9 protein-coding genes and 1 pseudogene are annotated in these 12,053 nt (G+C 55.9%); 1 reads left to right on the top strand and 9 read right to left on the bottom strand.

Going from position 1 to position 12,053, the window contains the following annotated elements:
• From KUF73_RS31150 to KUF73_RS31115, 8 genes and pseudogenes are all read right to left on the bottom strand, one after another.
• A pseudogene (locus KUF73_RS31150) lies at positions 1–227 on the bottom strand (ISL3 family transposase); the annotation flags it as partial.
• Between the two features lie 137 nt (positions 228–364).
• Positions 365–991, bottom strand: a complete 627-nt coding sequence (locus KUF73_RS31145) for a trimeric intracellular cation channel family protein (RefSeq protein ID WP_218441767.1) — start codon at positions 989–991, stop codon at positions 365–367.
• Between the two features lie 7 nt (positions 992–998).
• Positions 999–2,255, bottom strand: coding sequence for a M20 family metallopeptidase (locus tag KUF73_RS31140; RefSeq protein WP_218441766.1), 1,257 nt, complete (start codon positions 2,253–2,255; stop codon positions 999–1,001).
• A gap of 53 nt (positions 2,256–2,308) precedes the next feature.
• The gene (locus KUF73_RS31135) at positions 2,309–2,737 is read right to left on the bottom strand and encodes a MarR family winged helix-turn-helix transcriptional regulator (RefSeq protein WP_218441765.1); all 429 of its coding nucleotides are present in this window, start codon (positions 2,735–2,737) and stop codon (positions 2,309–2,311) included.
• 153 nt (positions 2,738–2,890) lie between these two features.
• Positions 2,891–3,532 (bottom strand): 3-oxoacid CoA-transferase subunit B, encoded by a 642-nt coding sequence (locus KUF73_RS31130; RefSeq protein ID WP_218441764.1) that lies wholly within the window; start codon positions 3,530–3,532, stop codon positions 2,891–2,893.
• Positions 3,533–3,540: 8 nt separating this feature from the next.
• Positions 3,541–4,233 (bottom strand): 3-oxoacid CoA-transferase subunit A, encoded by a 693-nt coding sequence (locus KUF73_RS31125; protein WP_218441763.1) that lies wholly within the window; start codon positions 4,231–4,233, stop codon positions 3,541–3,543.
• Positions 4,234–4,645: 412 nt separating this feature from the next.
• Complete coding sequence (locus KUF73_RS31120) at positions 4,646–5,938, bottom strand: carbohydrate porin (protein ID WP_218441762.1); 1,293 nt, start codon at positions 5,936–5,938, stop codon at positions 4,646–4,648.
• Between the two features lie 103 nt (positions 5,939–6,041).
• The gene (locus KUF73_RS31115; protein WP_218441761.1) at positions 6,042–8,447 is read right to left on the bottom strand and encodes a glucose/quinate/shikimate family membrane-bound PQQ-dependent dehydrogenase; all 2,406 of its coding nucleotides are present in this window, start codon (positions 8,445–8,447) and stop codon (positions 6,042–6,044) included.
• 1,633 nt (positions 8,448–10,080) lie between these two features.
• On the opposite strand from KUF73_RS31115, the gene KUF73_RS31110 reads away from it, so the two are divergent.
• Positions 10,081–11,718, top strand: a complete 1,638-nt coding sequence (locus KUF73_RS31110; protein ID WP_218441760.1) for an integrase — start codon at positions 10,081–10,083, stop codon at positions 11,716–11,718.
• Here the strand turns inward: KUF73_RS31110 and KUF73_RS31105 are convergent.
• On the bottom strand, positions 11,710–12,053 hold a 344-nt coding region (locus tag KUF73_RS31105; RefSeq protein WP_218441759.1), incomplete at its 5' end, for an integrase core domain-containing protein. The two genes, KUF73_RS31110 and KUF73_RS31105, sit on opposite strands and share 9 nt — an antisense overlap.

Genomic DNA, 12,053 nt, shown 5'->3' with positions numbered 1-12,053 from the left:
CGCCGGAGTAAAACGCTCAGGCGCACCGCACGACCGAGAATGGGTAAATCGCGAATGACTCGCTCGCAATACTCATGCGTGGTTGAACAGGGTTTTTGGCACCCGCCACAGGAAGGAAATCGGGTGGCGTGGGGTGTCAGATCAATCTGGAGGGCGTCACCATCAGGCTTGATCGTGACGACAGAAAAGCCCTCCCAAAACGGAAGGAAAGTATTAATATCGCGCATAAGAACGCCGGTTTGTTAGATGTGTTTGCTCGCACGAACATCATCAACCAAATCGGCGTTCTTGTTTCTGTGTTTCCCGGGATTCCGTGAAGAACCTTTTTTTATGGTGCGCGCCGAGCCTGAAGAGCACTGCCTGGCTAATTGTCAGAATCATCGCCAATGGTAGGCAGCCGCCAACCGAAGTGAAGTGAAGCCATCCTCAGCACGGTGCATCCTCCTGCGGTCAGCCACGAAGTCACCACCGAATTTGCACCGCTGCAGCTGAGAAAAACCTCAACACCTGCGCCTGCCAACGCGGCCGACGCATAGATTTCCCGCTGCAGAATGCTTGGCACGCGTGACAGCAAAATATCCCTCAGTACGCCGCCTCCTACAGCGCTGACCATCCCCAGTACTATCGCGACTTCGGCACCGGCCTGAACGGCCAGTGCCTTTTTCGCGCCCGCCACTGCAAACAGCCCAAGGCCAATGGAATCGAACAGTTGTACGGGGGATTTCATCCGACACACCATCGGGTATGCACACACCACCCACGCTGTAGCGAGCAACGACACCACCAGATAGCGCCAGCTCGACAGCCCGGCCGGCGGCAATGCGCCCAGACACAGGTCCCGAAGAATCCCGCCACCGCATGCGACGATGAACGTGATGGTAGCAATGCCAAACAGGTCCAATCGCTGCTGGCGTGCGGCAACTGCGCCGCTTACACCAAATGCAAACGTGCCGAGCAGATCTATGACGGTGTAGATCAGATGAGTGTCCACGACTGTGCTACCCGGCGTTCCCGAACCAGGCGAATGCTGCGCAAAGCATCGTTTCGAGCCCGGTACGCAATGTCGGGTGCAGTAAAGGCGCGAACTGGGGCGAGTGATTGCTCGGGATGCTGTTTATTTTCCCCTTGGCCTTGGCCTGTTCGTACACTTGCGGGTCTGTACATCCTACGAACCAGAACACATACGGCACCTTCCAAGCGCGACCGAACACACTGAAATCCTCGCTCGCCGCGGCCGGCGCCGTTTCATAGGCTCTGTCGCCAAACCAGGCGCCAAAGGCTTCAGCCAAACGGGTAGAGGCGCGCTCATCATTAACCGTCAACGGGTAGCGGTTGATTGTTGTGATCTCCGGGGCGCGCGGTGCATTGGATGCAGAGCATTCGGCGCAGCAGATCCGCTTGATTGCGCCCAGCATGTGCTCGCGCACGCCCTCGTCGTAGGTGCGCATATTGAGTTTCAATGTCGCATTGTCCGGGATGATGTTTTCCTTGGTGCCAGCCTGCAACGAGCCAACCGTGAGGACTGCCTGGTCCAGCGGGGAAATTTCTCTCGAGACAATGGTCTGCAGGCGCAGGACCGTTGATGCCGCCATGACGACTGGATCAACCGAGGTTTGTGGCTGTGAGCCGTGGGCGCCACGGCCGAACATCTTGATTTTCAGGCTGTCACCAGCCGAAAGGATGGTGCCGCTGCGGTGCCCCACAGTACCGGCTGGCCCCACCATTACATGCTGACCAAGAATGATGTCCGGCTTGGGGAAACGATCGAGCATGCCGTCGTCGATCATGTTCTGCGCGCCCACACCGACCTCTTCACCTGGTTGGAAGACAGCCAGGAGAGTACCCCGCCAGGTGCTACGGTTTTCGGACAATACCCGAGCAACCCCCATCAACCAGGTGACATGCATGTCATGCCCGCACGAGTGGCAGACAGAAACCTCCACACCGTCTTCGTCACGGGTGACCACGTCGCTGGCATAGGGCAGGCCTGTTGCTTCAGCCATGGGCAACGCGTCCATGTCAGCGCGCAGCATTACCACCGGACCTTCACCGTTGCGCAGCACGCCAACAACGCCGGTGACACCGATTTCGCGTGTCACCTCGTATCCGTAGCGCACCAGGTAGTCGGCAGCAATTTCCGCAGTACGATACTCATACATCGACAGTTCAGGATGACGGTGCAAGTCCTTGTAGACCTCTTCCAGCTCAGGCAACAAGGCATCAAGATCGGGAATCAACTTTTCGAGGGACGACATGGGGTACTCCTTAATGTAAAAGAGGGCAGAAAAAAGAGGGGAGAGAGACTGTGTCAGGAAGGCGGAAGCAGACTTTCCATCAATTTTGAAAGCAGACCATCCAGTGCCGCGCGCTCCTTGGGCGAGAGCGCAGACACTAGTTGATCTTCAAGTTCAGAGCCGACGACAGTGGAGTCGTCAGCGATCTGCGAGCCCGCGGCAGTGGTCCGCAATCCAACGCTGCGTCGGTCGACCGGGTGAGGGGAACGCGATATCAGATCACGCGATTCAAGCAGTGCCAACGTCTTGGAGAGCAGAGTCTTTTCCAGCAAGGCCCGTGCTGACACTTCTTTTGGAGTGATATCAGGGCACGCCTGAATCAAGCGCAGAACCCGCAATCCACGGACATCCAGATCCCAGTGCTGAAGGTAGACGGCATTTGCCCGTTCCATTAGCAGGGCACTGGCCATATCAAGCTTGAAATTCAGAAAGTCGGAATACATGGCAGGCTCCAGTCGATGGCTGAAGTATAACCATATAGTTGAATGTTTCAACTATAAATTCGACTACTGGCCGCTCTCCGGCTTGATCCTCGGCCCCGTGAACCCCGTTGCCGGACTAGCTTAAGACCGTCCGGCACAAGGCTACTCAATCCTTTATCGGATCAACGGCACGCCACTGAGAGTTTGCAATGCCTCAAAGCTGATATCGGCAAGAATCTCCCGGACCTGCAAGCCTTTCGGAGTGACGTCCAGAATAGCCAGGTCCGTATAAATCCGAGTCACGCAGCCAATGCCGGTCAGAGGGTAGGTGCATTGCGGCACCAATTTGCTTTCGCCAGTCTTGGTCAGGTGATCCATCATGACGAACACCTGGCGTGCCCCCGTCGCGAGGTCCATCGCGCCACCCACTGCTGGAATGGAACCTTCGGCGCCGGTGTGCCAGTTGGCAAGGTCGCCGTTGACTGAAACCTGAAAGGCGCCCAGCACGGCAATATCGATGTGCCCACCGCGCATCATCGAGAACGAATCGGCGTGGTGAAAATAAGCACCGCCGGCCAGCAGCGTCACATGCTGTTTGCCCGCGTTGATCAGATCATCGTCTTCCTCACCCGGCGCGGGACTCGGGCCCATACCCAGTACACCGTTTTCACTGTGCAGGAACACTTCCTTGTCACCGAGGTAGTTGGCCACCAGCGTGGGCACGCCAATGCCCAGGTTCACGTAAGATCCTTCGAGAATATCGTCGGCCACACGTTGGGCCATTTCGCTACGCGATAGTTTTTTCATAACAGTCATGGCAGGCCTCAGTTGACGTTGGCATTCGAGATAGGGGGACGCGACACTGCGACTACGCGCTGAACGAAGATCCCCGGCGTAATAATGTGTTCGGGGTCCAGCTCTCCCAACTCGACGATCCGACTGACCTGGGCGATTGTCGTTGTCGCTGCCATCGCCATGATCGGTCCAAAATTGCGCGCGGCCTTGCGATAGGTGAGGTTGCCCCAGCGATCGCCCTTTTCGGCCTTGATCAGTGCGACATCGGCGCGCAACGGCATTTCAAGCACATAGTTGCGACCGTCGATCACCCGGGTTTCCTTGCCTTCGGCCAGCAACGTGCCATATCCGGTGGGTGAGTAAAACGCACCGATTCCAGAGCCTGCGGCGCGAATACGTTCGGCCAGATTGCCTTGCGGCACGACCTCAAGCTGCACCTTTCCCGCCAGGTAGAGTTCGTCGAAGACATAGGAATCGGATTGGCGTGGAAACGAACAGATGACCTTGGCAACGCGCCCGGCCTTGAGCAATGCGGCCAGACCGATTTCGCCATTGCCGGCATTGTTGCTGATAATGGTCAGCTCACGAGCGCCCGACGCTATGACGCCATCTACCAGTTCCGATGGCATCCCGGCAGTGCCGAAGCCACCCACCATGATGACCGAACCATCGGCGATGCCGTCTAGTGCAGCAGCGACGGATTCGAATGTTTTATTGATCAAGGTGTACTCCTGTTGTATTTGGCTGAGCAGAATGATCCGACGACAACCCGCATGAATCATGATGACTGCAAGGTGTGCATAGCCTGCCAAACAAAGGGTGAAGGAGGGTGTCTCGGCACGAGATGTCGTGCGATTAGCGAACGAAACCGTGAGTAGTTGAACGGGCATGACTGAAAGCCTTTGGCGGCAATCGCGGGGTTTCGTCGTGTTGCGGCGGTCACCGAGAGGCGGTCGACGGGGGAGGAGTTTCGAAGGCTATGAGAACTGGTCCTCCCTAATAACTCCGCCGCTCTGATGCTGCCGCATCCGCGCATAGATGACGTTCTTCGCGAGCAACACAAATAATCCAACAACAAAAAAACCGGTCTTGCGCCGGTTTTCCTGTTTCTTTGCCGTTCCCCTAATCGAGAGTTCAGAGCGTAGCTTTCACCTGCAAACCGAGCACCAGCGCATTGTCGATGTCTTGCCCGGAAAACGCGCCGGGCTCGATGATGTATTGCACATTCGGGCGCAGCGTCAGCCAGGGAGTGGCCTGGTAGCCGTAGCCAAGTTCGACCAACTGTTCGGCACTTTCCAGATTCGGGAACGTCGTGCCATTGGCCTGCGCGGCGTCCTCCTGCACATCGCGGCTGCGCGGATTGGGTACAGCCCGGCCATAGCCCAGAGCGACGGTGTCACGCGGGCGACCTTCGAACGGTTTATACAGAACCACGCCGGTGCCGTACCACTTGCTGAACGGTGAAGCCGCTTCGCTGGCCGCCGAGTATTGGCCGAAGGCGTGCAGACTGCGGCCCTCGGACGATTGCGAACTCCACACGGCCTGATCAATCAGCAGGTAATGACCGCCGCGACCGGACACGTCTTTATCGCTGCCGATGCGTTGCACGTTGGAACTGTCGTAGTAGTAGCCAACCTTGTACTCGCCAGGCAACTCACCTGCGTGCTTGTACACCAGTTCGATCGGCACCACGGTGCCGGTCGTATGTTTCGGGCCCAGATGCCAGGCACGGCTGGAATTGCCGTTGCTCTCGGGATCTACATTGAAGGCCGCCACACGCAGTTGCCAGGACGACGACAGGTCGTACTTCACGCGCACGCCCAAATGGGCGTTGGGGTAGTTGGTCCAGCCACTGCCGCCGGACATGTCCAGCGGATGGCCGCAGAAACCGGCATTCATGAAGTTGCAGAGAATGCCACTGTCCAGGCCACCGAGGTCATTGCCCATGGCCATGTAGCCCAGCTTCACGTTGAAGGCCTTGGTGAACAGGCTGCGCTCGTAACTCAATTCTGTCAGACGGGTGTAGAGACCGCCGTAGTTTTCCTGGATGGGCAGACGGTTGCCGACCAGATCCTCGGAGGCGCTATTGCCGCGTCGGTCGTTGATGGTCAGTTGAATCTTGCCGGCGTTATCCACGCCATACAGTTTGCTCAGGTCGAACTGCGCGCCGAGCTTGATGTTCTGCGAGTAGCGGGCCGAACGGTGCAGGCCGCCATCGGCGTTGTAGGCGGTTTCGCCACTGTAATCGCCGGTGAATTTGATGCCGTCCTGATCCATCTGGTGGCGTAGACCACCCCAGTCACCGGTCAGGGTATCGCGGGTCAACAGGTTCGAATCGGTATCGGCGAAGGCGGGAAGGGTGGCGCAGCAGGTCAGGCCCAACAGCAAGCCGAAGCCTGCATGAGAAAAGCGAACAGCCAAAAACATGTGAGTTTTCCAGGTGGTATCTTGAATGATTTCGCAAAGCGGCGCGGCACCCGCAGGTGCCGCGCACAGAGAAAGTGCCCGCCAGTGAGGCGGGCACAGTGGCTTACGGCAAGGCGTAGGCCATCACGTAGTCGCCGCGATCGGTCGACTGGCGCGCACCACCGGCGGTGATGACGATGTACTGCTTGCCGGTCTTCGGTGAGACGTAGGTCATCGGGCCGCCCTGGCTGCCGACTGGCAGGCGGGCTTTCCACACCTCTTCACCGTTGCCGCTGTTGAAGGCGCGCAGGTAAAAGTCCTGGGTGCCGGCGATGAAGATCAAGCCACCTTGAGTCGACAGGGTGCCGCCGAGGGTTGGCAGACCAATCTTGATCGGCAGGTGCATGCGAATACCCAGAGGACCGGTGTCTTCAACGGTGCCGACCGGAACTTGCCAGGCGACTTTCTGCGTCTTCATGTCGATGGCGGTCAGCGTGCCGAACGGCGGTGCCTGACAAGGAATGCCAGCGACCGAGAGGAAGCGGTTTTTGTTCACTGCGTAAGGCGTGCCCTTGAGTGGAACGGCGCCCATGCCAGTGTTCAACGCTTCACCACCGGAAGTGGCCTGGCCTTTGTTCTGCGATGGGATCATCTGAATCCACAGACCCAGACGCATGTCGTTGACGAAGATGAAACCGTGCACTGGGTCGGTGGAGATGCTGCCCCAGTTCATGCCACCCAGCGAACCTGGGAAACTCAGCGATTTGTCGGTACCCGGCGCGGTGTACAGGCCATCGTAACGCATCGATTTGAAATCGATACGGCACAACAGCTGGTCGTACGGCGTTGCACCCCACATGTCGGATTCGGTCAGGTGCTGCGCACCGATCTGCGGCATGCCTACCGATTTCGGCTGGGTTGGCGAGTACGGTTCGTTAGGGATGTTTGCCGCCTTGACCGGCACTTCTTTAACGTCGGTCAGCGGCTTGCCGGTGGCACGATCGAGCACGTAGATCTGCCCGGCCTTGGTGCCGATGACCAGCGCCGGTACGGTTTTGCCGTCCTTGGTGAAGTCGATCAGGCTCGGCTGCATCGGCAGGTCGAAGTCCCAGAGGTCGTTGTGAACGGTTTGAAAGACCCAGCGTTCTTCACCGCTGGTGGCGTCCAGCGCCAGGATCGAAGCGCCGTAGGTGTGATCGAGCTTGCTGCGTTCGACACCATAGATGTCGGTGGAAGAACTGCCCATCGGCAAGAACACCGTGTTGGTCGCCGGATCATAGGACATCGGCGCCCAGCTGTTCGGCGTGCTGCGCACATAATTACTGCCGCCGGCCGGAGCTTTGCGATCCTGCGGGTTGCCCGGGTCAAATGCCCAGCGCATCGCGCCGGTAATCACATCGAACCCACGTATCACGCCGCCCGGCATGTCGGTTTGCACGTTGTCGGCCACGCGACCGCCAACCACCACGGTGGTGCCCGCCATCAGCGGTGCGGAAGACAACTGATAATAGCTGTCCGGAACATCACCCAGGCCTGCCTTCAGATCAACCTGACCGTTGTTGCCGAACCCCTGACAGAATTCACCGGTGTCGGCATCGACCGCGATCAGACGGGCATCAATGGTGTTGGTCAACAAACGGCGTTGGCAATTGGCGGCCGGAGCAGGTTTGGCTTCGATGATGGTCGAGTTGCTTGGCTGAGCGAGGGTCTTTGTGGCATCGAAATAAGCCATGCCACGGCAACGCTGCCAGACTTTCGACTGCGCGTTGATCGCGTTTTTCCAGAGTTCCTTACCGGTGTCGGCATCCAGTGCGATCAGGTTGTTGTGCGGGGTGCAGATGAACACCTTGTTGCCGATCTGCAGCGGGGTGAGCTGGTCTTCGGCGCCATTGCCATCGCTCTCGGCGACGTCACCGGTGTGGTAAGTCCACGCCACCTTCAACTTGTCGACGTTATCGCGGTTGATCTGATCCAGCGCAGCAAAGCGGCTGCCGCCCTCGGTATTACCGTAGTGAGCCCAGTTCTTTTGCGCGTTGGCTGGCTCGACGGGCGTCAGGCCCGGGCCAGTGCCCGTGGCGGCGACAGTCGGGTGCGCAACGAACATGTTGCCAGCGGCCACCGCCAGCGCAATCGCTAGCACAGCAGCGATGCCATAGGCCCCGCGACCTGCGACGCCACCATTGGCACGTTTGAGCAGCGGGTAGACCAGCGTGACCGTCAGGCCAACGGCGCTGAACATGAACAGACGCGAGAATACCGGCCAGAAAACCAGCCCGGCATCACACACAGCCCAGATCGCCGTGCCTACCAGAAATGCAGCGAACAACCACGCACCGGCTGTTTTGAAGCGAGCGATCAGCAGACCGGAAACGGTCATCACCAGTCCGCCCACCAGGAAGTACCACGACCCTCCCAGGCTGACCAATTTCACGCCGCCAGCAGCAAGCGCCAGGCCGAGCAGGGTGATGATCACACCCAGTCCGACCAGAATGAATTTTGATATGCCCGAAAGGCGTTGACTCTGCTTCACGTTAAAGGTCCCGTTGAAATGATCTGTGCATTATATAGATAGCTAACTACCTAGTTAAATCATAATTCGGAATGAAGCGTATTTGACTGCTCAATTACGCGCCTGATCTAAAAGCAGCGCGCCTCAGGGATTGCAGGGATTGTTGAACGTAAACAAAAGGCTCTTTTTTGTCAGGGGAGAGCGGATTTATGACAGGTATGGATCACGGCGTGGAGATGCGAATCGAACAGACTCAGCCCCGACTAGCTGACGATTAACCGACGTATGGCTGGAAACGTAACGGTTTCGACTAAGCGACTTGCCATTCCGAGCGACTCCGACTAACGCCGGCGTAGTATGTGGAACTCGTAGCGGCCTTGCTGCCGCCGGTTCTTTATCAGAGAGATCTGGCGTCAATCAATGCCCGCAACGAACTGCACAATGTTCGGAATAATGCTGCGGATCCACCATGGAAGATGTCGAGGCGCTTATCGAAGATTTACAGGGGACGTTGTGCCCATCTGGGCACCAGTAAATTTTCAGGCCAAGTGAAGATTGAGTGCTGTTCAGCTTTTCAGCCGTCCTGTGCAGGAAGCGCCCAGTCTGTGTGAAATCGCATTCAACGCTTTGTAGTCTGCATTGCCGTTCAACGGCCGCTGAACCAATCGCCATAAGTCGGCCGCAAATTCCGCCGCGCTGGCTGCTTTTGAGACGATGGCGTCTGAGTAAACCAGCCGGGAATTTGGATTGTGCCGCCGGGTAGGGCAGAGTTCAGGGCAAGAGCAATGTGCAGAAGCAGTAGTGTTGACTCCATTTTTGGAGATTTCTTTGCGTTCAATTCTGAGATTTAGTTCCGCGTGCTGGTGACACCTTTTGTTCAATTTCACATACTTCCGTTCGCTCTGTATCTCCCTGAAAAATAATGTCCCTGAAAAACTCTTTCAGAAAATGCCGGTGATTTTACAAAAATAAACGGTGTTTACTGAAATGCACGCGTTATAAATCAATAAGTTACATATCTCCGGTCATTTAGATAAACGGTACTTTTACCTAGCTGATGAGTGGCTATGCTCGTACTCGTGCGATCAGTTTCATATTGATCAACCTTGAATGGGGAGGCTTGTATGACCTACGTAGGTGCTTTCGTAACTTCGGACATCGGCCCTGAGCTGCTGGCGGTGGTGAGCATTCACCGGCCACCCCGCGACACCGTCAAGCTCTGCAGGCTGGCAGACGGTCATTGCTTTTCCTTAAATCCCTCGCGAGTGCACGTCGTTGACAACCCATGTCGCGCTTTCGAGGGGCACATTCTGGAAGTGGTAAGCAAGTCAAGAACTCTCCGAAACCCATTGGCGACAGTAGCGGATAAGCCTTGGCATTCCATCGATAACTTGGACGAATACATTGAGATCATTAGTGAAACCTCGGCTAACTACCGCTACAAACCTTTGGTTACCTACCTCATTCACCTGGAATATAAGCGTTCATATTTTGAGTTGTACACATCGGTAGACTGCTGGAAACACGTATGCCATACCTGCGAGCTCTGTGGCATCGCCGTCCCGACGCTAGGCTTAGTGCGCTCCAGATTGGAAGGAGCTTCCAGGCAGCAGTTGCTAACTCTTACTAGCCGAAACCGCATCTAGCTATCGCCATGGACTACGTAGTCGGCGAGAGCGTGTTTCTTAAAGAGCGTGATGGAATTTTCACCGTGCTCGACTTTGACGCTGAGAATAACAGCTATGTCATCCAGTCTTCGGGGAGGCTAGAGCCGCCCGCTACAGCGCATCGGGATAGTCTCCTAAAAATTTCCTCAGATATTACCGAACGTATTAGGGATGAGGTTCTTGCCGACAACGAGCAGCAATGCCTAGAGGCTGAAGAGCCTAAACCGGTGTCCCGGTATACCCCCGAACAGATTCTTACAGCCAGGGAGCGGGAGCGTGTTATCAAATCGTTGCATGAATCCACGAAAATAACCAAGGTCGACAAAGAATGGGCCATGGAAAAATTGGGAATCAAGTTAACAGTTCTGAATGAGCTGTTGGCTAGATATCGTAAATGGCCCAACTGGGAAAGCCTAGTACCTGGCACACCGGGGCGGCGCAAAGGCGAAACCCGGTTTAGCCAACATGTTGAAGACATCATGGTCACGGCTGGCCAGGAAGACCCTTTAGGGCCAGGTGGTACCGTACAGGCCATGATAAATGGCACTCAGGCGCGGTGCCTCGTCGATGGTGAGACAACCCCGTCTGACTCGACTATCAGGCGTCGGTACAAACAAAATATTTCTGATCGCGAAGCTCTAGCGAGCGATAAAGGCCCAAAGGCTGCTCGTGATAAGTTTGATACGTTCGGACACGGAACTATCACTACCCATGCCCTGCAGTTGATTCATGCTGACAATAGTCCACTCGATTGCCATGCGGTAGATCCTAAAACCGGAAAGTGGCTAGGGCGACCAAATTTAACGATAATTGTGGATGACAACACTAGTTCATTCCTGGGTTTCGCTCTCACGTTTCGGTTTCCTTCGCGAAACACGCTGGCTGACGCCATGCTGATGGCAGTACAGCCCAAAGACGCATTGATGGAAGAATTTGGGCTGTCAGGAAAATATGTTTGGATGCAGTATGGAGCGGGAGAAAACTACCGAGTTGATGGAGGTGGCGACCTTAACGCAAAAACCGTTCTGGCTGGCCTTGACAAGCACGGTATAATTCCACAGAGGAGAATGCGCCCTCAAAGTGGCGGTAAAGTTGAGCGTGGGTTTGGAAAGATAAATCCGCTATTCATGCAAAGATTAAAAGGGGCTATCGCATCAAATCGAAAGATCGCACGTGGCGAAGACCCTCAGTCGATGGCCAAGTATGAAATTACTGATCTATTCATACTAATCATTACTCAAATTTGCATCTGGCATGAACTTCCTGGGGTTGATCATCTTACCCCGAATCAACGCTGGTTGAAAAGCTTCGGGATACATGAAGGCATTATAAAAGTCCCGAGAACATTGCCTGACCCTAAGCATTTCTGGATAGATATTCTTCATGAGCGGAAAGTTGAAGTGAGGGGTGAGGGGATCTTAACGATTGAACTACTTTACGATCCGGGCCCCTATAAAAACCAGGTAGGAACTTCAGTCAGAATTAAAGTCGACCACAATAATATACATCACGCCTGGGTGGATTATAAGGGTAAATGGGAGGAGGTAATATTGATCAATAAGGATGCTGATAATATTCCTGGACTTGCCCCTACAAAACCGGACACCAACTCCCCGTTAAATTGATCCAACGGCCAAGCGCCTGAACTCCCTCGGCGAACGGTAGTTCAAAGCGCTGTGTGGATGCTGCTCGTTGTAGTGCTCGAAGGCAATTGCCAGGTTACGCAGCGCCGTTTCTCGATCCGGCTTGGGCATGTGCGCCACGTAATCGCGCTTGATCGTCTTCACGAAGCTCTCGGCCATGCCGTTGCTCTGTGGGCTGCGCACCGGTGTGGTCACCGGCTGCAAGCCGATCTGTCGAGCAAACAGGCGCGTCTGTTCGGCAGTGTACGCCGAGCCGTTGTCGCTTAGCCATTGCACCGGCGTGGTGGGCAGTTGATCACCAAAACGCTTCTCCACGC

Source organism: Pseudomonas sp. PD9R (assembly GCF_019200975.1).
Classification (GTDB): domain Bacteria; phylum Pseudomonadota; class Gammaproteobacteria; order Pseudomonadales; family Pseudomonadaceae; genus Aquipseudomonas.
Note: the sequence above shows the minus strand (reverse complement) of the source record. Positions and strands in the feature narration are given on the sequence as shown.